Origin of the sequence: Streptosporangium brasiliense, assembly GCF_030811595.1 — a bacterium.
Taxonomy (GTDB): domain Bacteria; phylum Actinomycetota; class Actinomycetes; order Streptosporangiales; family Streptosporangiaceae; genus Streptosporangium; species Streptosporangium brasiliense.
In genome coordinates this window covers 1,873,625-1,894,426 of record NZ_JAUSRB010000001.1, presented here as the reverse complement: position 1 = coordinate 1,894,426, position 20,802 = coordinate 1,873,625, and the positions used below count along the sequence as shown (strand labels likewise).

Sequence of the window (20,802 nt, the reverse complement as noted above, 5' to 3'; positions counted from 1 at the left end):
GTCAGTATTGGACCTTGACCGCGGCCCCGGAGAAGCTCTGGGCCGCGTGGAGGCTGATGTAGTTGTAGCCGGTCGGGGGGTTGGTGATGGTCAGGGTCTCGTTGTTGCCCGAGTTGGTCGAGCGGTGGGTGTGGGCCGACGTGCTGGCCCAGGTGGTGGGGTTGTAGTAGAGGTCGGCGTTGCCGGTGCCGCCCGACGAGGTGATGGTCAGCTTGGTGGTGCCCGCCGGGACGTAGAGGTAGAGGTATCGGTAGTCGCCGGCGGGGGCTGACAGGTTGCCGCGCTGGCAGTTGCGGCCGAGCTCGTCGGTCCTGCTGGAGGTGCATTCGGGGGTGGTGGATCCGCCCGAGGTGACCGTGACCTGCTTGTCGGCGGCGGCGGTGGCGCCTCCGTTGTCGGTGACGGTCAGCTTCACCGTGTAGGTGCCGGCGGTGGTGTAGGTGTGGGAGGGGTTGGCCGAGGTCGACGAGGCGCCGTCGCCGAAGTCCCACCGGCGCGAGGCGATCGTCCCGTCGGAGTCGGTCGAGGCGTCGGTGAAGTTCACCGCGAGGCCGTCGGCGGTGAAGGTGAAGGCCGCCTGCGGCGCCTGGTTGCCGCCGCCGCCCGCGCAGCCGCCCGCCGCGCACGCCGCCAGCCAGGTCCGCCAGTCACTGTCGTAGCGGCTGCCGATCGTCGTGGTCAGGAAGGTCCGGGCGGAGTCCCAGGCACCGGTCCGGTAGTGGCCGAGGACGGTGGCGACGTCACCGGGGTGCTTGTCCAGCATGTAGCGCACCGCCAGGTAGCCCCAGCGGTAGATGCGGGTCGTGTCGTGGTCGTAGGTGGTGTTCCACAGCGTGCTGAGGGCGTAGGTCTGCTTGGCCGCCTCGGTGATCGCGGCGTCGTAGGCGAGCTTGCGGTAGGAGTAGGAGACGTACTCGGCGAAGCCCTCGATCCACCAGATGGTGGGGGTGGCGACGCCGGCCTTGAAGTCGCCGTGCATGTTGAACCGGCCGTCGAGGTAGTGGGTGTACTCGTGGTTGAGGTTCCAGATCTGGAAGTCGGGCCGCACCCACTCGGCCTCGTAGGCGATGAAACGGGGCTGGTTGCCCGCGGCGGACGGGTTGCCCTCCAGGTACATCCCGCCGTTGTTGGTGTCGATGCCGAACATCGCGCCGGCGTAGGTCTGGTAGTCGGTGCTGGAGTCGAAGACGCAGACCTCGATGGTGGTGTTGTTGTCACCGTCGACCGGACGGTTGCCGTCCTTGGCGACGCCGTGGAAGTAGGCGTCCTGGTCGGTGAGGCTCCGGCAGCTCTCGGCCAGCTGCGCCGACGTCATCTCCTGGGCGCGGATCTTGATGCTGGTGCCGCAGGCGTAGTTGACGGGCAGCACGTTCCGCGCGAGGAGCTGCTGGAGGTCGCAGGTGCCGTAGGAGGAGCAGTTGGCCTTGTCGTAGAAGTCGGCCATCTCGGCCACGCCGACCCAGAGGGGGGCGGTGGCGCCGGTGATGTTGCTGCGGCCGAGCAGGTCCTTGGCCATCGGCCGGACCTTGGCCTGCAGCGTGGCGTACTGGAGGAAGCGGCCGAGCTCCCGGCCGGCGTTGGCGGTCAGGAAGGAGCGCTCGGTGCCGAGCAGGCCGAGGTGGTTCAGCGCGAAGGTGTTGAGGGTGTCGATGACGCTCGGGTCCGCCTTGACCGCGCTGACGAACGCCGGGACCTGGTGGCCGCGGAAGAGGATCGTGTAGACGTTGTTGACCGCGTTGAGCATCCACCAGTGGGCGTCGTAGGAGGTGTCGTAGCCGTTGAGCAGGCGCTTGACGACGTTGAGGTAGCGGTCGTTCTCCTGGGCGCTGTCGATCAGGGTGACGGCCTCGGCGAGGATCTCGCCGTTGGCGTCGTTGACGGTCGAGGAGCGGGAGTTGCCGAAGAAGCCGTCGAGGCCGGACTGGATGGCGGTCTTCAGGGCGGGCCCGTAGGCGCCCACGGTGGAGGGGTCGTACCACTGCACGTAGTAGCCGGCGCGCAGGTACAGCACGAGCTGGGCGGTGCTCGTGCTGTTGTCCCCCGGGTAGGAGACGGCGTTGTCGCGCAGCGCGTACGCGACGCTGGTCATCTGCGACTCACGGAAGGCGTAGTAGGCGTCGCTGCCGGCCAGGTTGAACAGGGTGTTGACGCAGCTGGTGGTCGAGGCCTTGATCTGCTGGACGAGGGCGCTCCCGGACCGGCTGGTGAAGTCACCGATGTTGCACGCGGCCGCCGCCTTGGCCGTCCGGCCGGTGGCCGAGGGCCTCGGATGCTCCGGTGCGGGTGTGGGCTCGTCCTCGTCGTGCCGCAGGGCGTCCGTCGAGGCGGACAGCGGCGGGCGCTCCTTGACCTTCTTCGGGGACGCCTGGACGTGCGGCGTCTCGCCGCCGGCGGGGTCCGCTCCGACGGGCGGGGGACCCGTGACGGTGCCGTTGGGTGCGGCGGCGGTCCCGGCCGGGGCGGCGCTCGCGGGCGAGGCCGCCAGCGGCTGGAGGACGAGCCCCAGGGCGAGGACGGGTGCGAGCAGCGCCGGCAGGCGCCTGCCGAACTCGCGCGGGGACGGCATGGTTCTCAATTAAACCTCCGGGGGGTATCCACGACGGGATGCGAGGTTGGGTTCGGCCGGCGGTGGACGACGGAAGTGCGGGGGTGTGCCGGTGATTCAGCAGCTGGGGGGTGTGCCGGTGAATCGACAGCCGGGGGGTGTGCTGCCGAATCGACAGGGGAGAAGTCGGGGGCTCCGCCGGGCCTGGGGGTGGAGCGGGGGGTTCCGGGGCTCCAGATCCGGAGAATCGGAGGGACGCATTGCCCGAAGTTTCATGGCCGGATGCGACCTGCCGTCATAACCCGGAACATAATTCTTGGCTATGGATCTCGACATCAGGCATCTCCGCATGATCTGTGCGATAGCGGAAACAGGTAGCGTCACAGGGGCCGCGGCCCGGCTGGGCCTGTCCCAGCCGGCCATGACCAACCAGCTGCACCGCGTCGAGGAGCTGGTCGGCGGGGCGCTGTTCGTGCGCAGCCACTCAGGGGTGCAGGCGACGCCCCTGGGACGCCAGATCGTCGCCCGTGCCCGCATCGTCCTGGCGGAGGTCGACGCGCTCTTCGGCGACCTGCGCGGACCCACCGGCCCGGCCGGGGTCGTCCGGCTGGGCTGCGTGCACCTGGCCTGCGTCGCGAGCGTCGTCGACCGGGTCGGCGACACGCTGCCCGGACACGAGGTCTCGCTGCGCATCGAGCCCTCCGCGACCCTGCTGGCCGAGGCGCTCTCGCACGGCCAGCTCGACGCGGCGCTGCTGGGCGTCATCGAGGGGTTCGACATCACGCTGACGGCGCCCGTCGTCAGCCGCACCCTGGTCCCCCGGTACCCGATATTCATCGCCCTGTCGGCGGCCCACCGGCTGTCCGGACAGGAGGAGATCCACCTCGCCGACCTGAAGGACGAGTCCTGGATCAGCCCGCCGGGCGCCGACGACGGCTCGCTCGCCGCGCTGCGGGCCTCCTGCCGCGCGGCCGGGTTCGAACCCAACCTGCGCTACGACGCCCCGAGCGGCGCCGGGCGCCCGCTGGTCGCGGCCGGGCACGGGGTGCGCCTGGTCGATCCCTCCTGGCCGGCGCCGCCCGGCACGGTCGTCCGCCCCCTGGCCGGTCAGCCCCAGGTCGCCCGGCTGGTCGTGGCCTGGCGCCGGGACCGGTTGAGCAACGAACAGGCGGCGGCGCTCTACCGCGGTCTCGCGACCGCCTACACCGACCACGTGGGCGACAATCCGGTCTTCAAGCGCTGGTGGGACGCGCATCCGGAGGTGCATCCGCTCATCTGAGCGGCCGGGGGGCCTGGCCGGATCCGGCCATCGGGAATGACTACGGATTGATAACGCTCTATTGTGAATGGTATTTCACATTACTATGTTACGCATCACTCTCGATCTTCCCCCAGCGACGTGGAGTGATCAATGTCCCCCAGGACTACAGCGGGCATCTGCCTGCTCGCAGCGGCGGTTCTGTCAGGCACGGCGGCCTGCGGCGGGAGCGGTCAAGCGCCCGCCGCGAACCGGTCCGGCGAAGCTCAGCAGCCCTCCTCCGGCGAGGCCGCCCGGGGCGGGACGCTCACGATCCTGTCCAACCAGGACTTCGCCCACCTCGACCCGACCCGCAACTGGACGATGCCGGAGATGGACTTCGGCCTGCGCTACCTCTACCGCTCCCTCGTCACCTACAAGGCCGAACCGGGCGCGGCCAGCCTGCAGGTCGTCCCGGACCTGGCCACCACCACCGGCGAGATGTCCGACGGCGGCAAGACCTGGACCTTCACCCTCAAGGAGGGCCTGAAGTACGAGGACGGCTCCCCCATCGTGGCCGCCGACATCAAGTACAACGTGGAGCGGTCCTTCGCCCCCGAGCTGCCCGGCGGCCCCAACTACGCCCGGCTGGTCCTGGCCGGCGGCGAGAAGTATCGGGGCCCCTACAAGGACGGTTCCCTGAAGTCGATCGAGACCCCCGACGACAGAAAGATCATCTTCAGGCTCAAGCGCCCCGTGGCCGAATTCCCCTACTACGCCACCCTGCCGACCTTCGCACCGGTGCCCCGGGCCAAGGACACCAAGGCCCAGTACGACAGCCGCGTCTTCTCCTCGGGCCCCTACAAGATCGACACCTACGACCGGGGCAAGGAACTCGTGCTCAGCCGCAACGAGCACTGGGATCCGGCCACCGATCCGGCTCGCAAGGCGCTGCCGGACAGGGTCGTCGTCAAGCAGGGCCTGCGGCAGAGCGTGATCGTGGACCGGCTCATCGCCGACCAGGGCGACGACCAGACCGCGGTCACCTACGCCGACGTCAACGGCGAGAGCTTCGCCAAGATCCTCACCAACCCCAAGGTCAAGGCGCGCTTCCACAACGAGATCCGGGGCTGCACCGACACCCTGGCCATGAACACCACCATGGCGCCCTTCGACAATCCGAAGTTCCGGCTGGCCCTGCAGCACGCGATCGACAAGGAGGCCTACCAGACCATCAAGGGCGGCCCGGCCTTCGGCGAGGTCGCCACCGCCTACCTGCCGCCGTCGCTGTCCGGCGGTGTCCCGCAGGACACCCTGAAGATCCCGCCGACCGGCGACGTGGCGAAGGCCAAGGCACTGATCGCCGAGTCCGGCGTGGCGACGCCGGTGAAGATCAAGATGTACGCCTCTACCGGCGACAAGGGCGCCGCCACCGCGATCCAGGAGTCGCTCAAGCGCGTCGGCGTCGAGACCGAGATCAGCACCTTCGACCCGTCGGTCTACTACGACACCATCGGCGACACGGCCAAGTTCGACGGCATGGCGCTGTACGGCTGGTGCCAGGACTACCCGTCCGGCTCCTCCTTCATCCCGATGATGTTCGACGGCCGCACCATCACCGAAAAGGGCAACAGCGGCAACATGTCGCTGTTCAAGGACCAGGAGACCATGGACAAGATCGACGCGATCTACGCCATGACCGACCTGAAGGCCGCCGACCAGGCCTGGGTCGACCTGGACGCCGCGATCATGCAGAAGACCCCGATGATCCCCCTGCTCTGGATCCGCAAGCCGCTGCTCACCGGCTCCAAGATCGGCGGCGCGTTCGGCCACCTGATCTGGTCCGGTCAGTTCGACTACGCCACGCTCGGGATCAGGAAGTGACCGCCACCGCGCGCGAGGCGGCCGCGGTGGACTCCGCGGCCCCGCCCCGCCGCGGCCGCTCCCCCGGACGGGTCGCCTACGAGCGGCTCCGCCGCGACCCGGCCGCGCTGTCCGGCCTCGCCGTCGTGACGGTCTTCGTCGCCATGGCCCTGGCCGCCCCGCTGCTGACCGGCCTCAACGGCTGGGAACCCGAGACCTTCGACAAGACCGCGATCGACCAGGCGCTCGGCGGGATCCCCAAGGGGGATCTCGGCGGGATCGGCGCCGAGCACTGGCTCGGCGTCGAGCCGGGCAACGGCCGCGACGTCTTCAGCCGCATCGTGTACGGCGCGCGGGTGTCGCTGCTGATCGCGGTGGCCTCCACGGCCGTCACCGTGCTCGTCGGCACCGCGGTCGGCCTGACCGCCGGATACTTCGGCGGCAGGGTGGACACCGTGCTCAGCCGGATCATGGACCTGGTGATGTCCTTCCCCAGCCTGATCTTCATGCTGGCGCTGCTGTCGGTCGCGCCCGACGCCGACCGCGTCCTGCTGCTCGTGCTGATCATGAGCATGTTCAGCTGGCCGTACGTCGGGCGCATCGTGCGCGGGCAGACGCTGAGCGTCAAGCACCGCGAGTTCGTGGACGCCGCCCGGGTCAACGGCGCCATGGGGGCGCACATCCTGCTGAAGGAGATCCTGCCCAACCTCACCGCGCCGATCCTCGTCTACACGACGCTGGCGATCCCGGCCAACATCGGCACCGAGGCCGCGCTGTCCTTCCTCGGCGTCGGCGTGCGGCCCCCCACCCCGTCATGGGGCCAGATGATCGACAACGGCCTGCTCTGGTACCAGACCGTGCCGACCTACTTCATGATCCCCGGCATCTGCCTGTTCCTGACCGTCCTGGCCTTCACCCTCCTCGGGGACGCGCTGCGCGACGCCCTCGACCCGAAGGGAGCGGGCCGATGACCCTTTACACGCTGCGGCGGCTGGCCGCGGTGGCGGGCGTGCTGCTGGTCATCTGCGCGGTGACCTTCGCCGTCTTCTACGTGCTCCCCTCGGACCCGGCCGCCCACGCCTGCGGCAAGACCTGCACCCCGGAGCAGGTGCAGCTGGTGCGCGGGCAGATGGGCCTGGACCGGCCGGTGTACGAGCAGTTCGGCACCTACGTGGCCGGCATCTTCGCCGGCCGCACGCTGGGCACCGGCCCGGCCGCGCTGGAGTGCTCCGTCCCCTGTTTCGGCTACTCCTACCAGAACGCGCTGCCCGTCTGGGACCTGCTGACCGACCGCCTGCCGGTGAGCGTCTCGCTGGCCCTCGGCTCGGCCGTGCTCTGGCTCGCCGGCGGCCTGGCCGTCGGGCTGGTCGCGGCCCTGCGCCGGGGGAGCACGCTCGACCGCTCGCTCATGGCGGCCACGCTCGCCTCCGCCTCGGTGCCGGTCTACTTCACCGCGATGATGCTGCTGCTCGTCCTGGTCCAGCAGCTCGAATGGCTGCCCTACCCCGACTACCGGCCGATCACCGAGGATCCGGCCGCCTGGGCGGGCAACCTGCTGCTGCCCTGGATGACGCTCGCCAGCCTGTACGCCGCCATGTACGCCAGGCTCACCCGGGCCTCGATGATCGAGACGATGGCGGAGCCGTACATCAGGACGGCCCGCGCCAAGGGCCTGTACGAGCGGACCGTCGTCACCAAGCACGGCCTGCGCTCGGCGCTCACCCCGATCGTCACGATCTTCGGCATGGACCTGGGCGGCCTGCTCGCCGGGGCGGTCATCACCGAGCACGTCTTCGGCCTGCCGGGCATCGGGCAGCTCACCTACGACGCGATCTTCAAGGCCGACCAGCCAGTCGTCCTCGGCGTCACCCTGCTGGCCGCCTTCTTCATCACCCTGGCCAACCTCGGCGTGGACCTCGTCTACGCCGTGATCGACCCCCGTGTGAGGTACGCGTGATCCTGGAAGTCAGAGACCTGCGGGTGAGCTTCCCGGCCGGGACCGCGGTGGACGGGATCGGCTTCACCCTGGACCGGGGCCGCACGCTCGGCATCGTGGGCGAGTCGGGCTCCGGCAAGTCGGCGTCATCGCTTGCGATCATGGGCCTGCACCGCGAGGCCGCCGTCTCCGGCTCGATCGTCTTCGACGGCGAGGAGCTGGTGGGCGCACCCGCCTCCCGGCTCCGCGAGCTGCGCGGCCGCCGGATGGCGATGATCTTCCAGGACCCGCTGTCGTCGCTGCACCCCTTCTACACCGTCGGCGAGCAGATCGCCGAGGCCTACCGGCTGCACCTGCGGGCCTCGCGGCGGGCGGCGCGCGAGCGCGCGGTGGAGATGCTCGCGGAGGTGGGCATCCCCGAGCCGAGGCGGCGCGCGGGCGAGTATCCCCACCACTTCTCCGGCGGCATGCGGCAGCGCGTGATGATCGCGATGGCCCTGTCCTGCGAGCCGGACCTGCTCATCGCCGACGAGCCGACCACCGCCCTGGACGTGACCGTGCAGGCGCAGATCCTGGAGCTGATCAAGAGGATCCAGGAGGACCGCGGCGTGGCGGTCATGATGATCACTCACGACCTGGGCGTCGTGGCGCGGGTCGCCGACGAGGTCCTGGTGATGTACGGCGGGCGCACCGCCGAGCACGCCCCCGCCCGGGAGGTCTTCCGGGCCCCCCGCCACCCCTACACGCGGGGGCTGCTCGCCTCGGTCCCCCGCCTGACGGCCGCCGACGGGCAGGACGGAGGACGGCTGCGGGCGATCCCCGGCAACCCGCCGTCGCTGCTCGCGCCGCCGTCCGGCTGCCGGTTCCACCCGCGCTGCGCCCGTTACGCCGCCGCCCCCCACGACGCCTGCGTCACCGAGGTCCCGGAACCGCGCCCGGCCGCGCCCGGCGGCTCCGGGCCGCCGGGCGCGGGCCACCGGACGGCCTGTCACCTCGCCGAGATCCCCGGAGGCACACGATGACCGTACAGTCCACCGCCGGGCCGGAGGCGGCGGGCCGGACCGCGCCGCTGCTGGCCGTACGGGATCTACGGATGACCTTCGGCGGGCGGCGGGCCGGGGTGAAGGCCGTGGACGGCGTCACCTTCGACGTGCGGCCCGGGGAGACCCTCGGTCTGGTCGGGGAGTCCGGCTGCGGCAAGTCCACCACCGGCCGGATGATCGTCCGCCTGCTGGAACCCACCGGCGGCACCGTCACCTTCGACGGCCGCGACATCACCCGTCTCAGCCAGCGCGACCTGCGCCCGCTCCGCCGGGACATCCAGATGATCTTCCAGGACCCGTCCGCGTCGCTGAACCCCCGCCAGACCGTCGAGCGCATCGTCTCCGGCCCGTCACGGCTGCTGGACCGGCGCGGCGTGATCGAGCTCCTGGAGCGGGTCGGTCTGGGCGCCGAGCACGCCGACCGCTATCCGCACGAGTTCTCCGGCGGCCAGGCCCAGCGCATCGGCATCGCCCGGGCGCTGGCGTCCCGGCCCAGGCTGATCGTCTGCGACGAGCCGGTGTCGGCGCTGGACGTGTCGATCCAGGCGCAGATCGTCAACCTGCTCACCGACCTCCAGCGGGAGCTGGGGCTGGCGTACCTGTTCATCGCCCACGACCTGTCGGTGGTGCGCCACATGTGCGACCGGGTCGCGGTGATGTATCTCGGCCGCGTCGTGGAGATCGGCCCCCGCGAGTCCGTCTACACCGACCCGGCCCATCCCTACACCCGCGCCCTGCTGTCGGCCGTGCCGGTCCCCGACCCGGAGGTGGAGCTCACCCGTGAGCGGATCGTCCTGCTGGGCGACCCGCCCAGCCCGGCGGCCCCACCTCCGGGCTGCTCCTTCAACCCCCGCTGCGCCTCGGCCCGGGACCTGTGCCGGAGCCAGGCGCCCCCGCTCGGACCGCACGGCGCCGGCGGCAGGAGGGTGGCCTGCCACTTCCCCGGCTGACGGTCCCCCGCCGACGGCCTCCCGGCCGGCGGCGCGGACCGGCGCCCGCCGGGCCCGTGGCGTTCAGCCGTCGCCGAGCGGCCGGGTCAGGCGGCGGCGGAACACCCAGTAGGTCCAGCCCTGGTAGGCCAGCACCAGGGGTGTGAAGACGGCCGCGACCCAGGTCATCACCGTGAGCGTGTACGGGCTGGAGGCGGCGTTGTCCACGGTGAGGCTGTTGGCGGGGTCGAGCGCGGGCATCACGTCGGGCCACAGGGTGGCGAACAGGGTGACGGTGACCGCGACGATGGCCACCGTGTTGGCGGTGAAGGCCCAGCCGTCGCGGCCGCGCACCGTCGCGACCAGGGCGCCCGCGATCGCCGCGGCGGCCAGCGCCACGGTGGCCCAGGTGACGGGCCTGCCCACCGTCAACTGGGTGATCACGAGGAAGAGACCGCCGACGGCCAGCGCCGCCGGAGCGGCCACCCGGATCAGCCGCGCGGCGCGCTCGCGCAGCTCCCCGCCGGTCTTCAGCCGGACGAACAGGGCGCCCTGCAGGGTGAAGAGCACGAGCGTGGCCAGGCCGCCGAGCAGCGCGTAGGGGTTGAGCAGGGTGAGCAGCGAGCCGGTGTACTCGTGGTCGGCGTCCAGCGGGACGCCGACCACGATGTTGGCGAAGGCCACTCCCCACAGGAACGCCGGCCCGAGCGACCCCCAGAAGAACGCGCGGTCCCAGCCGGTGGGGCTGTCGCTCTTGTTACGGAACTCCAGGGCGACGCCGCGCACGATGAGGGCCACCAGGATGACGAACAGCGGCAGGTAGAAGCCGGAGAACAGGGTCGCGTACCACTCGGGGAACGCGGCGAAGGTCGCGCCGCCCGCCACGAGCAGCCAGACCTCGTTGCCGTCCCACACCGGCCCGATGGTCTGGACGAGGACGCGCCGGTCGGCCTCGTCACGGCCCAGCAGCGGTAGCAGGATGCCGACGCCGAAGTCGAAACCCTCCAGCACGAAGTAACCCGTCCACAGGACGGCGATGAGCAGGAACCAGACGGTGGTGAGCTCCATGACTGCTCCTTCGGCAGGATGGGTTCAGTAGGACAGGGCGGGGACGGTGTCGGCGGGCCGGTCGGGCTCGCCCTCGTCGTCCGGGCCGATCCGGATGAACTTCAGCAGCAGCCGGATCTCGACGACCGCGAGCACCGCGTAGATCAGGGTGAAGCCGGCCAGCGAGACGGCGACCTCGGTGACGTCCACGCCGGGCGAGACCGCGGCGGCGGTGCGCATGATCCCGAAGACGGTCCACGGCTGGCGGCCCATCTCGGTGAAGATCCACCCCAGGGAGTTGGCCAGGAACGGCAGGCCGATCCCCAGGATCGCCAGCCGGTGGAACCACGGGCCGCGCGGCAGCCGCCCGCGCCGGGTGGCCCAGAGGCCGGCGAGCGCGAGCAGCGCGGCCAGCGCCCCGAAACCGATCATCAAGCGGAACGACCAGTAGGCGAGGCCCACGACGGGCCTGTAGTCGCCCGGGCCGTAAAGGCTCTCGTAGCGGGCCTGGATGTCGTTGATCCCCTCGACGCGGCCGTCCGGCGTGTTGGTGGACAGCAGGCTCAGGCCGTACGGGATCTGCAGGTTGATGTGGTTGCGGCCGTTCTCGACGTCGCCGACGGCGAACAGCGAGAAGCCGGCGGAGGTCTCGTCCTCCCACAGCGCCTCGGCGGCGGCCATCTTCATCGGCTGCTGTTCGGTCATGATCTGCGCCTGCCAGTGACCCGACAGGGCGACCCCGACGGAGGCGGCCAGGGTGACGGTCAACGCCAGGCGGGCGGAGGTGCGGAACAGCCCGACCTCCCTGCCGCGGGCGAGCTGCCAGGCGCTCACCCCGAGGACGAAGGCGCCGGCGGTGACGAACGCGCCGAAGATCACGTGCGGGAACGTCACCAGCGTGGTGGAGTTGGTCAGCACCGCCCAGATGTCGGTCAGCTCGGCCCGGCCGGTGACCGGGTTGAGCCGGTAGCCGACCGGGTGCTGCATCCAGGAGTTGGCCGCCAGGATGAAGTAGGCCGAGATGTTCGTGCCGATCGCGGCCACCCAGATCGTCGCCAGGTGGAGCCTGGGCGACAGTCTGTCCCATCCGAAGATCCACAGGCCGAGGAAGGTGGACTCCAGGAAGAAGGCCATCAGCCCCTCCATGGCCAGCGGGGCACCGAAGACGTCACCCACGAAGCGGGAGTAGTCACTCCAGTTCATCCCGAACTGGAACTCCTGCACGATGCCGGTGACCACGCCCATCGCGAAGTTGATCAGGAAGAGCCTGCCCCAGAACTTGGTCAACCGCAGATAGGCCGGTTTCCGGGTGCGGTGCCAGGCGGTCTGCAGTCCCGCGACGACGATCGACAGGCCGATCGTCAGCGGCACGAACAGGAAGTGGTAGACGGTCGTTATACCGAACTGCCAGCGGGACAGGTCCAAGACGTCCATCAGTGCTCCAGGTAATCAGTGGGTCACTGAAGGGTGGCCGGACGGGCGGGGTCCGGCGTAGGGTCGGCGGACCCCGCCTGGGGGGACCTTCGTCCCGACCGCGGACCGCACCCCGGTCCGTCATACGGGCCGGACCGACATGGTGGGGTACGGCCGGCCGGCGCCGGGGAGGTGGTGCGCGGGCCGGCGCCGGGCCTCGCGGGAGCGCGGGGCGCCGCCTTCTCCCGCTCCTGAGGCACCCCGTACCTCGACCCGGCGATGGACGTCGAGTAAGGTTTACCTGCCCTAATTAAGGTAACCCTTTCCAACCGCCTGGAGTGACGGTGTTCGCCAGCTACCTCATCGGCCTGCGCGAGGGGCTGGAGGCCACGCTCGTGGTCTCCGTCCTCGTCGCGTTTCTGGTCAAGAGCGACCGCAGGGACCGGCTCCCCCTCGTGTGGCTGGGGGTGATCGCCGCCGCGACGCTCTCGATCGGTTTCGGCGCGCTGCTCACCTTCACCGCCGCCCATCTCGGCCACCGGCAGCAGGAACTCTTCGACGCGGTCACCTCGCTCCTCGCCACGGTCTTCGTAACCTGGATGATCTTCTGGATGCGCCGGGCCGCCCGCTCGCTCTCCGGCGAGCTGCGCGCCAAGCTCACCGACGCGCTGCGGCTCGGCCCGGTCGCCGTGGTCGTCATGGCGTTCCTGGCCGTGGCCCGCGAGGGTCTGGAGACCGCGCTGCTGTTCTTCGCCTCCGTCCAGGGCGCGACCACCAGCGCCACCCCGCTGATCGGCATCAGCCTCGGCATCCTCACCTCGATCGTGATCGGCTGGGGCCTCTACAAGAGCGCCCTGAAGATCAACCTCACCACGTTCTTCACCTGGACCGGGCTGCTGCTGATCCTGGTCGCCGCCGGAATCTTCAAGTACGGCGTGCACGACCTGCAGGAGGCCAACATCCTGCCGGGCCTGTCCACCCAGGCGTTCGACATCAGCGCCGTCCTGCCCGCCGACTCGTGGTGGGGCGCGCTCGTCTCGGGGATGTTCAACATCACACCGCAGCCGACGGTGCTGGAGACCATCGCGTGGGTCGCCTACGCGGTGCCCACGCTGGTGCTGTTCCTGCGCCCGCCGTCGTCCAGGCGGCCCACCCCCACTGTCTCCACCACCGCCTGAAAGCAGAAGAATCATGCGTAACCCCATCATCCTGGCCGCAGCCGGGCTGGCCCTGGCCACGCTGTCCGCCTGCTCCGGGGAGCCCCAGACGGCCACCACGGCGGGCGCGAGCCCGGCCAAGGACGCCAAGATCGCCGTCGCGGCCAGCGACACCGCGTGCAAGGTCGCCGTCAGCGAGATCAACGCCGGCACCTCCACCTTCGCGATCACCAACGGCGGGTCCAAGGTGACCGAGTTCTACGTCTACGCGGCGGGCGACCGGGTCATGGGCGAGGTGGAGAACATCGTGCCGGGCCTGACCCGCGAGGTCATCATCGAGCTGCCGCCCGGCACCTACGAGGCCGCCTGCAAGCCCGGCATGGTCGGCAAGGGCATCCGCAACCCGCTGAAGGTCAGCGGCGAGCACAAGCCGCTGTCCGACGACGCCCAGCTCGCGGAGGCGACCGCGGGCTACAAGCGCTACATCAAGTCGCAGAGCGACACGCTGCTGGTCAAGACCCAGGAGTTCGTCGACGCCGTCAAGGCCGGCGAGATCGACAAGGCCAAGGACCTCTACCCGGTCGCGCGCACCTACTGGGAGCGCATCGAGCCGGTCGCCGAGATCTTCGGCGACCTCGACCCGGCCATCGACGCGCGCGAGGCCGACCTCGAGGAAGGCCAGGAGTGGACCGGATTCCACCGGATCGAGAAGGATCTGTGGATCAAGAAGGACGTCGCCGGGGACGGCCCGATCGCCGACAAGCTGATGACCGACGTCAAGACCATCGTGCAGAAGGCCAACGAGGCCCAGCTCTCCCCCCTCCAGCTGGCCAACGGCGCCAAGGAGCTGCTCGACGAGGTCGCCACCGGGAAGATCACCGGCGAGGAGGACATCTGGTCGCACACCGACCTGTGGGACTTCGACGCCAACCTGCAGGGCTCCAAGGCCGCCGTCCAGGCGCTGCGCCCGGTGCTGGAGGAGCGCTCGCCCGAGCTGGTCAAGACGCTCGACGAGAAGTTCGCCCTCGCCGAGGCCGCGCTGGGCGCCCACCAGAAGGGCAGCGGCTGGAAGCTGCACAACGAGCTGTCGAAGGCGGAGCTGAAGGAGCTGTCCGACGCGATCAACTCGCTGGCCGAGCCGATCAGCAAGCTGGCCGCCGCCGTCACGGCGTGAACCACGCGCCGTGAGGCGCATGGCCCGGGCCGCGCGGGGTGAGCCGCGCGGCCCGGCCCCGCCGGCCGGGACGATCCGCGGACGCGTGACGCGTGGCACGTCCGGCGTTCACGACCGGACCACCGCCACCGGGCAGTGCGCGTGGTGGAGCACGCCTCGGCTGACCGATCCCAGGATGATCGCCCTGATGGCGCCGCGGCCGTGCGAGCCCATGACGAGCAGGTCGGCCCGGGCCGAGGCGTCCACGAGAGCCGACACCGGGTGGGCGTGGGGGACCTCCTGCACGACGTCGACCCCGGGGAACCTCTCCTGCCAGGCGGCGAGCTGGCCGGCGGCCACCAGGCGCTGTGCCCGCCGTACCTCGCCGACGTCATAGGCGCTCTCCGGCGTGAACGCGTGCGCCACCACCTGCCAGGCGTAGACGGCGCGCAGCATGCACCCGCGCAGCCTCGCCTGCTCGAAGGCGAAGCCCAGCGCGGGCTCGGATCCGGAGGAGCCGTCGATGCCCACGACGACCTCACCGTGCGGCCCGCCCTCCTCCCCTCTGACGACCACGACGGCGCCCGAGGTGTGACCGGCCACGTGGACGACCGCCGAGCCCAGCAGCGCCCCGGCGAAACCTCCCGCGCCGTGGCTGCCGATCACGAGCTCGGTGGCCGCCCCCGCCTGGTCGCGCAGGGCCTCGACCGGTGCCCCCTCGATGAGCACGGTGGTCACGTCGACCTCCGGCCGCCGTTCGACGGCCACCCCGGCCGCCTCGGCCAGCACCTGCTCACCGGCGCGCGTCATGAACTCGGGCCAGTCGGGCGGAGGGAAGACCGCGACGCCGTACGGCCAGCTGTCGACGACATGGACGATCCGCAGCGGCAGCCCCCTGCGGGAGGCGTCGTCGACCGCCCATCTCACGGCCGCCGTGGCGGTGGGCGAGCCGTCCGTCCCGGCGGCGACCAGTTCAGCCATGGCTCGCCCTCCTGTTCTCTGCGCCTGCTGGGGCTCCGTCGGAGCGTGACCTGGGCGGTCCCCGCCCAGGGGGCCCGTCCGGCACGGGCGGGCCCCCTGCCCCTCTCCTTCCCGGTCCCGGCCGGAGGGACCCCGCGGCCACGACGGCAGGCGCGGCCGGGCGGCGCTAGTGGCCCATCACGGGCCTCGCCCCCGCGGCCGGGACCGGCAGGTGCTCGCGGATGAGCAGCCCGCTCGCGGCCAGTACCCACAGTCCCGCCAGCAGACCGGGCAGGTACCCGACCAGCAGGCCGTCAGGCGCCAGCGCGCCCCCGGTGATCCCGACCGCGAACGCGGCCAGCACCATGACCACGGCGACCACCACGGCGGCCCAGGCCATCCAGAGCGGGAACACGCGCGTACGCATGATGGCCGCGGCCGAGGCCCCGAACGGCACCGCCATCGCGATCCCGGTGACCGTGCCCATCACCGTCAGAGCGGTGTACGGCCCGGCCGCGATCGCCAGGAGCGGCCTGTGCAGGGTCATCGCGTAGGTCATTCCGGCGAACACCGCCACGCCGACGAACCCGATCGCGGAGACGAGAATGTAGCCGGCGAGCACCAGCGCGGGTGCGTCGCTGCTCTCCTCCGCACGCCGGAAGGCCGTGGCCAGCGCGGTGCCGAACCACAGGAACAGCGCGATCGCGATGGCGTACAGCAGCGCTCCGGCGAGGATCTGGGCCCGGTACTCCGCCAGGTATCCGGCGATCGTCGACACCGGGGCCGTGATCCTCGGCGCCCCTCCCATCACCAGCCTCCCGACGATCCAGAACACCAGTGCGCCGATGCCTGCCAGGCCACCCCATCGGAACTCGTGACTCTCCTTCACGTGAATCACCCCCACGCTCTACGATTCGCCGCTTCCGCCGACACTTCCAGGGCCGAAGGTCCCTACTTCGGCTGCCTTGGGGCGGCCGAGGGCCGATCGACCGGGATGGGGGGACCTTCGGCCCTTAACGCGGGTGAGGGCGGTCGGCAAGCTTGGGGGGTATGAAAGCCGACTCGGTCCGACTGGAGGCGCTCTCCCGCGGGGAGTGCATCGATCTGCTTGCCTCGACGCCGATCGGGCGGATCGTCTTCACCGACCGGGCACTCCCCGCGGTGCAGCCGGTCGGCTTCTGCCTCGACGGCGAGGACATCGTCATCCGCACCGGCGGGGGTCCAAACTCGCCGCCGCCACCCGCCACACCGTGGTGGCCTTCGAGGCCGACGACTTCGACCTGCAGGCGTTCACCGGCTGGTCGGTCACCGCCGTGGGGCACGCGCGAGCCGTGCACGACCCCGCGGAGATCGCCCGGCTGTCGGCACTGCCGCTGACGACCTGGGCGCTCGGCGGCTGGGACCACTTCATCGTGGTGCGGACCGAGCAGATCTCCGGCCGCCGCGTCCGGCGCTGAGGCGCTAGTGAGCCTGCGGCGGGGCGGGGACGACCGCGACGGGGCACATCCCCCGCTGGAGGAGCGACCTGGCGACCGGACCGACTTTGCCGTGCCCGCGCGCGCCGCCGACCACCATGAGGCTCGCCTGTCTGGACAGGTCCGGCAGGAGGCTCTTGGCGGGCTCGGCGACGGAGCGGGCCTGGACGGGCACCGCGGGATACCTGCCCTGCCACGGTTCCAGGCGCCGCGTCAGGTCGTCCTCGGCGCCCCTCGCGACGGCCTCCGTGTCGGGCACCAGCGGCATCGGCGCGCTCCACGCCGCCGGCTGCAGGCGCCTGGCCTGCACGGCCACCAGGTCCAGCCGCCGGATGTCGGCCTCGTGGAAGGCGAACTCGATCACCTCATCGGCTGTGTCCCCGGCCATTCCCAGGACCACGGCCCCGTGGTGCCGAGAGACGGGGATCGGGCCGGGGCCGCGCACCACGACCACCGGGCAGCTCGCGTGCGCCGCCACGTAGCCGGCCACCGACCCCAGAACGGTCCTGGCCAGGGTGCCCATGCCGCGGGAGCCCACCACGACCAGCTCCGCGCGGGCCGACAGCTCCACCAGCCGGTCGCCGGCGGCCCCCTCGTGCAGGTCGGCGGTGACGCTGGTGATCGTGCTGCGCGCGCGGGCGCAGTCGGCCCCGTGGTACAGCACATGCTCGGCCGCCTTGCGCAGGTGAAGCTTGGCCTCGTCATCGGCCTCGCCGTACGGCCACCGCCACGTGTGGGTCACCGCCAGGGGCAGCTTCCTGAGCTCGGCCTCGTCCATCGCCCATTCCAGGGCCTGCATGGAGAAGTCGGAACCGTCGTAGCCGACGACGACGTCACGGGTATCGGTCATCTTCCTCACCTCCCTCCCATGCTCGGCGCCCCGGCCCCGGGGCGGCAGGGCGGAAGGTCCCACCGGCCCGGGACCTTCCGCACTCCTTCCCCCTTCACTTCCTCTTCCTCCCGCTTCCTCTTCCTCCCGTTTCCTCCTTCTTCCGCGCTCCTTCCGCGCGGGCTCCGGCCCGGGTGGTCCGGCGCCCCGTCCGTGCCTGGCCGCCGGATCGGGCCCGCCCGGCGCAGGTACCCGACACCGGCGCGACGCGGCGTGCGGGATGCTTGATGGGTGGTCTGCCTGCGTTTCGCCGACGAGCTGCGGATGTTCCTCGCCCCGGACCGGCGGGGCGGGCAGGTGCGCGTGCCCCATGACGGCACCTCCTCGCTGGGTCACCTGGTCGAGTCGGCCGGCGTGCCGCTCACCGAGGTCGGGGGGCTGGTGCTCGGCGGGCGGCGGAGGGCGCCGTCCCACCGGCCGGATGACGGCGACACCGTGGACGTCCTGCCGGTGCGGAGGCCGCAGCGGGTCGACTCCGCCGGGTTCGTGCTGGACGTCCACCTGGGCACGCTCGCGCGGCGGCTGCGGCTGCTGGGCGTCGACGCGGCCTACGGCAACGACCGCGACGACGACGAGCTGATCGCCCAGGCGAACGCGGAGCGCCGGGTGCTGCTGACCCGGGACCGCGGCCTGCTGCGCCGCAGGGCGCTGTGGTCAGGGGCGTACGTGCGCGGAGTCCGGCCCGACGACCAGCTCGCCGACGTCCTGGACCGGTTCGCGCCCGCCTTGTCCCCGTGGACACGGTGCACGGCCTGCAACGGGCTGCTCGCGCCGGTCGCCAAGCAGGACGTGGAGCACCTTCTCGAACCGGCCACCCGCCGCACCTACGACACCTTCGCCCGCTGCCGCTCCTGCGGCCACCTGTACTGGCGGGGCGCCCACCAGCGGCATCTGGAGGCGATCGTCGAGCGGGCCCGCGGATGAGCGGCGCTCCGCCGGAGGCCGGTCCGGGCCGGGACCGTGCGGCGCTTTCCGCAGTCGTCCGGTGGGGCATGTGATCAGGGAAGCCGGCTCGGCGGGAGAGCTCAGCCGAGGCAGCCCCCTGAGCCGGCGCCGTTGTATGCCCCTCAGGCGGATGCACCCGCAGCGTACGCACCGCGACGGCCGGACGGCACGAGTGTGGAGCCGCCTCAGCGGACCGGATTCTCGGTCACGCCGAATGCGGTCCACCCCAGGTCCGGGAAGCCCGCCGCCGCCGCGACGGCCGCGGAGGCGAGGTTGCCCGGATCATGCATGTACGTGGGTACCGCCCCCTCGTCCAGCACCCGCCGCGCCGCCTGGGCGACCAACTGGCGAGCCAGGCCACGGCCACGCGCGGCGGGCGCGGTCACGACGGCCAGCTCGTGCCCGTACCCGTCATGCCGCTTGATCCCCACTCCGGCCAGGTGCTCGCCGGTGTCCGGATCCACCGCGACCAGCACCTCGCCGCCGAAGGGCCACAGCCATTCGGGCACGCCCGGCGCCCGGGCGGGCAGCCACTCCCCCGCGTCGGGGAATGGCGCCGGGGTCACGCTCCAGCGGAAGACCGCGGTGAACCAGCCGTGCCCAGGGCGGCCGACCAGGGCGGCGATCCCGTCAACTCCGAGGCGGTACTGCTCCGCCACGCTTTCGACCAGCTCCGGCGGGACCGACAGCACGCCGCTCGTCGGGCTCGCGACACCGAGGGCCGGATGGATCCGGCCGTCCCAGGCCGGGCGGACGCGTCCGCGGGAGCCGACGACATCAAGGCCACTCCCGGCGGGCCACCGGCCCAGCCAATGGGACAGATGCCCCGCCAGCCGCTGCTCCGGTCTCATCTCGCACACTCCTATACGGTAGGGGGGTATAGTACATCGCCAGGAGGTCGACATGCGACGTTTGAATCCCCTGCAGCCCGCCGACGCGCCGGACAAGTCTCGCGAGCTGCTGACCGACATCATCGAAAGGCACGGCGGCGTCGGCGACATGGTCGCGACCATGGCCCACTCCCCCGCGCTGCTCCAGGGCTATCCGGATCTCTCCCGCTCCATGAAACGGATGACGTCACCGTTCTGACCACCGGGCCGGGGAAAACCTCGATCGGTACTGGTGTCCTCAGCGCGCCGGCGGGTCGCACCTCACCAGCCGGACCAGCCCTGCACCACCGGGGGCCGGGTCAGTCAAGCAAGCCCAGGCGAGCAGCACGCACACCGGCCTGAAAACGGCTGCCCGCCCCCAACAGCGCCGTGAGCTCCCCGACGATCCGGGTGACCGTGCGTGTCGACACACCCAGCGTCCGCGCGATGGCCTCGTCCTTCGCCCCGGTGGCCAGCAGGCGGAGCACCGCTGTCTGCTGGTCTGTCAGCGCAGCGCCGTCGGCGGCGCGGGGGATGTCACGGGGCTCCGAAGCCGCCGTCCAGACCGTTTCGAACAGTGCGGTCAAAGACCTCACCAGGAGGGTCCCACGGATGAGCACCGCGCCTCCGGCGAGGTCGCCGGGTTCCGACTGCACAATCGCGACCTGCCGGTCATAGATGAGCATCCTCGTGGGAATCACCGGCGTGACCCTGACCTCAAGGCCCGCGGCCAACCACACCGGAATGAATTCGCGGATCAGCGGATCGGCGACCATCCGCTGGGCGTGGATGGAGCGTATGCGCACCCCCCGGTCCAGGTTGCGCCGGTTGTTGACCAGGGCCGCCTCGAGACCATCGCGTGTCCATTTCGCCGGAGGATGCATCGCGACCACTTCATGCTTGACCATCGCGGCGCACTCGTCGATCCGCTGATGGAGGGCGCTCACGCGGGCCCGCTCGTAGAACTCCACACTGATGTCGTCCCCGCGCCTGGCGGTGACGCCCAAATAGTCTTTGACCAGCGACGCCGTCATCACGTGCTGCTCCAGCATCTGGTCCAGCGCCCGGTGCTGGGACTCCAGGATGCGTGCGAGAGCGACCGTGGAATCCACAGTCGTCTCTGTCTGGGAATTGAAAAGGCTCAGCCGTGACAACCGCTGCCTGGCCCGGGCGACATCCGCAGCCGCGAGCCCGAGCGCTCCGGCGGCCTCTGCCGGCGACTCCCCCTGCTCGTGCATGCGAGCGTACAGCTCATATGCGACGTGATCGTCTGTGGTCTCAGTCATGATGATCGGCTCATGCTACCGAAGCCACTTCCGGTTCCCGTCATGGCGGGTTCCG

Annotated in this window: 18 protein-coding genes and 1 pseudogene; 11 read left to right on the top strand and 8 right to left on the bottom strand. The window is 71.1% G+C overall.

Going from position 1 to position 20,802, the window contains the following annotated elements; all coding sequences use genetic code 11:
• Position 1: 1 nt before the first annotated feature.
• The gene (locus J2S55_RS08295) at positions 2–2,566 is read right to left on the bottom strand and encodes a collagenase (protein ID WP_306858466.1); all 2,565 of its coding nucleotides are present in this window, start codon (positions 2,564–2,566) and stop codon (positions 2–4) included.
• A gap of 301 nt (positions 2,567–2,867) precedes the next feature.
• Between J2S55_RS08295 and J2S55_RS08290 the strand changes: the two genes are divergently transcribed.
• The 6 genes from J2S55_RS08290 to J2S55_RS08265 all read left to right on the top strand — a co-directional run bounded on the left by J2S55_RS08290 (position 2,868) and on the right by J2S55_RS08265 (position 9,574).
• The gene (locus tag J2S55_RS08290) at positions 2,868–3,824 is read left to right on the top strand and encodes a LysR family transcriptional regulator (protein WP_306858465.1); all 957 of its coding nucleotides are present in this window, start codon (positions 2,868–2,870) and stop codon (positions 3,822–3,824) included.
• 132 nt (positions 3,825–3,956) lie between these two features.
• On the top strand, positions 3,957–5,666 hold the full coding sequence (locus J2S55_RS08285) for an ABC transporter substrate-binding protein (RefSeq protein ID WP_306858464.1): 1,710 nt from the start codon (positions 3,957–3,959) through the stop codon (positions 5,664–5,666).
• Positions 5,663–6,616, top strand: a complete 954-nt coding sequence (locus J2S55_RS08280; protein ID WP_306858463.1) for an ABC transporter permease — start codon at positions 5,663–5,665, stop codon at positions 6,614–6,616. Before J2S55_RS08285 ends, J2S55_RS08280 begins: the two co-directional genes overlap by 4 nt.
• Positions 6,613–7,602, top strand: coding sequence for an ABC transporter permease (locus tag J2S55_RS08275; RefSeq protein WP_306858462.1), 990 nt, complete (start codon positions 6,613–6,615; stop codon positions 7,600–7,602). The genes J2S55_RS08280 and J2S55_RS08275 overlap by 4 nt, the downstream gene beginning before the upstream one ends.
• Entirely contained in the window at positions 7,599–8,603 is a 1,005-nt protein-coding gene (locus tag J2S55_RS08270) for an ABC transporter ATP-binding protein (protein ID WP_306858461.1), read from the top strand. Before J2S55_RS08275 ends, J2S55_RS08270 begins: the two co-directional genes overlap by 4 nt.
• The gene (locus tag J2S55_RS08265) at positions 8,600–9,574 is read left to right on the top strand and encodes an ABC transporter ATP-binding protein (protein WP_370879603.1); all 975 of its coding nucleotides are present in this window, start codon (positions 8,600–8,602) and stop codon (positions 9,572–9,574) included. Before J2S55_RS08270 ends, J2S55_RS08265 begins: the two co-directional genes overlap by 4 nt.
• A gap of 63 nt (positions 9,575–9,637) precedes the next feature.
• On the opposite strand, the gene cydB is transcribed toward J2S55_RS08265, so the two are convergent.
• Entirely contained in the window at positions 9,638–10,621 is a 984-nt protein-coding gene (gene cydB / locus J2S55_RS08260) for a cytochrome d ubiquinol oxidase subunit II (RefSeq protein WP_306858460.1), read from the bottom strand.
• A 24-nt stretch (positions 10,622–10,645) separates the two neighbouring features.
• A complete protein-coding gene (locus J2S55_RS08255) occupies positions 10,646–12,034 on the bottom strand; it encodes a cytochrome ubiquinol oxidase subunit I (protein ID WP_306858459.1) in 1,389 nt (462 codons plus the stop codon).
• A 323-nt stretch (positions 12,035–12,357) separates the two neighbouring features.
• On the opposite strand from J2S55_RS08255, the gene efeU reads away from it, so the two are divergent.
• Together efeU and efeO are read left to right on the top strand one after the other, a co-directional pair.
• On the top strand, positions 12,358–13,191 hold the full coding sequence (efeU, locus tag J2S55_RS08250) for an iron uptake transporter permease EfeU (RefSeq protein WP_306858458.1): 834 nt from the start codon (positions 12,358–12,360) through the stop codon (positions 13,189–13,191).
• Between the two features lie 13 nt (positions 13,192–13,204).
• Entirely contained in the window at positions 13,205–14,344 is a 1,140-nt protein-coding gene (gene efeO / locus J2S55_RS08245) for an iron uptake system protein EfeO (protein ID WP_306858457.1), read from the top strand.
• Between the two features lie 108 nt (positions 14,345–14,452).
• On the opposite strand, the gene J2S55_RS08240 is transcribed toward efeO, so the two are convergent.
• Both J2S55_RS08240 and J2S55_RS08235 read right to left on the bottom strand, forming a co-directional pair.
• Positions 14,453–15,304, bottom strand: a complete 852-nt coding sequence (locus J2S55_RS08240; protein WP_306858456.1) for a universal stress protein — start codon at positions 15,302–15,304, stop codon at positions 14,453–14,455.
• Positions 15,305–15,470: 166 nt separating this feature from the next.
• Positions 15,471–16,172 carry a hypothetical protein gene (locus J2S55_RS08235; RefSeq protein ID WP_306858455.1) on the bottom strand — a complete coding sequence of 234 codons (702 nt, stop codon included), beginning with the start codon at positions 16,170–16,172 and terminating at the stop codon, positions 15,471–15,473.
• A 161-nt stretch (positions 16,173–16,333) separates the two neighbouring features.
• On the opposite strand from J2S55_RS08235, the pseudogene J2S55_RS08230 reads away from it, so the two are divergent.
• Positions 16,334–16,740, top strand: a pseudogene (locus tag J2S55_RS08230) (pyridoxamine 5'-phosphate oxidase family protein).
• A 4-nt stretch (positions 16,741–16,744) separates the two neighbouring features.
• On the opposite strand, the gene J2S55_RS08225 reads toward J2S55_RS08230, so the two are convergent.
• Positions 16,745–17,608, bottom strand: coding sequence for a universal stress protein (locus J2S55_RS08225; protein ID WP_306858454.1), 864 nt, complete (start codon positions 17,606–17,608; stop codon positions 16,745–16,747).
• Positions 17,609–17,878: 270 nt separating this feature from the next.
• Here J2S55_RS08225 and J2S55_RS08220 point away from each other — a divergent pair, with 270 nt between their 5' ends.
• Complete coding sequence (locus J2S55_RS08220) at positions 17,879–18,571, top strand: Mut7-C RNAse domain-containing protein (RefSeq protein ID WP_306858453.1); 693 nt, start codon at positions 17,879–17,881, stop codon at positions 18,569–18,571.
• A 206-nt stretch (positions 18,572–18,777) separates the two neighbouring features.
• On the opposite strand, the gene J2S55_RS08215 is transcribed toward J2S55_RS08220, so the two are convergent.
• Positions 18,778–19,443, bottom strand: coding sequence for a GNAT family N-acetyltransferase (locus J2S55_RS08215; RefSeq protein WP_306858452.1), 666 nt, complete (start codon positions 19,441–19,443; stop codon positions 18,778–18,780).
• Positions 19,444–19,495: 52 nt separating this feature from the next.
• Between J2S55_RS08215 and J2S55_RS08210 the strand changes: the two genes are divergently transcribed.
• A complete protein-coding gene (locus J2S55_RS08210) occupies positions 19,496–19,681 on the top strand; it encodes a hypothetical protein (protein ID WP_306858451.1) in 186 nt (61 codons plus the stop codon).
• Between the two features lie 100 nt (positions 19,682–19,781).
• Here the strand turns inward: J2S55_RS08210 and J2S55_RS08205 are convergent, their stop codons facing one another.
• Positions 19,782–20,747: a helix-turn-helix transcriptional regulator gene (locus J2S55_RS08205; protein ID WP_306858450.1), complete on the bottom strand. Its 966-nt coding sequence runs from the start codon at positions 20,745–20,747 to the stop codon at positions 19,782–19,784.
• Between the last annotated feature and the right edge of the window lie 55 nt (positions 20,748–20,802).

Bases quoted from the DNA above. Each gene is read 5' to 3' on its own strand.
- J2S55_RS08295 (WP_306858466.1), bottom strand. From the start codon at position 2,566: ATGCCGTCCCCGCGCGAGTTCGGCAGGCGCCTGCCGGCGCTGCTCGCA.
- J2S55_RS08290 (WP_306858465.1), top strand. From the start codon at position 2,868: ATGGATCTCGACATCAGGCATCTCCGCATGATCTGTGCGATAGCGGAA.
- J2S55_RS08285 (WP_306858464.1), top strand. From the start codon at position 3,957: ATGTCCCCCAGGACTACAGCGGGCATCTGCCTGCTCGCAGCGGCGGTT.
- J2S55_RS08275 (WP_306858462.1), top strand. From the start codon at position 6,613: ATGACCCTTTACACGCTGCGGCGGCTGGCCGCGGTGGCGGGCGTGCTG.
- J2S55_RS08265 (WP_370879603.1), top strand. From the start codon at position 8,600: ATGACCGTACAGTCCACCGCCGGGCCGGAGGCGGCGGGCCGGACCGCG.
- cydB (WP_306858460.1), bottom strand. From the start codon at position 10,621: ATGGAGCTCACCACCGTCTGGTTCCTGCTCATCGCCGTCCTGTGGACG.
- J2S55_RS08255 (WP_306858459.1), bottom strand. From the start codon at position 12,034: ATGGACGTCTTGGACCTGTCCCGCTGGCAGTTCGGTATAACGACCGTC.
- efeO (WP_306858457.1), top strand. From the start codon at position 13,205: ATGCGTAACCCCATCATCCTGGCCGCAGCCGGGCTGGCCCTGGCCACG.
- J2S55_RS08240 (WP_306858456.1), bottom strand. From the start codon at position 15,304: ATGGCTGAACTGGTCGCCGCCGGGACGGACGGCTCGCCCACCGCCACG.
- J2S55_RS08225 (WP_306858454.1), bottom strand. From the start codon at position 17,608: ATGACCGATACCCGTGACGTCGTCGTCGGCTACGACGGTTCCGACTTC.
- J2S55_RS08215 (WP_306858452.1), bottom strand. From the start codon at position 19,443: ATGAGACCGGAGCAGCGGCTGGCGGGGCATCTGTCCCATTGGCTGGGC.
- J2S55_RS08210 (WP_306858451.1), top strand. From the start codon at position 19,496: ATGCGACGTTTGAATCCCCTGCAGCCCGCCGACGCGCCGGACAAGTCT.
- J2S55_RS08205 (WP_306858450.1), bottom strand. From the start codon at position 20,747: ATGACTGAGACCACAGACGATCACGTCGCATATGAGCTGTACGCTCGC.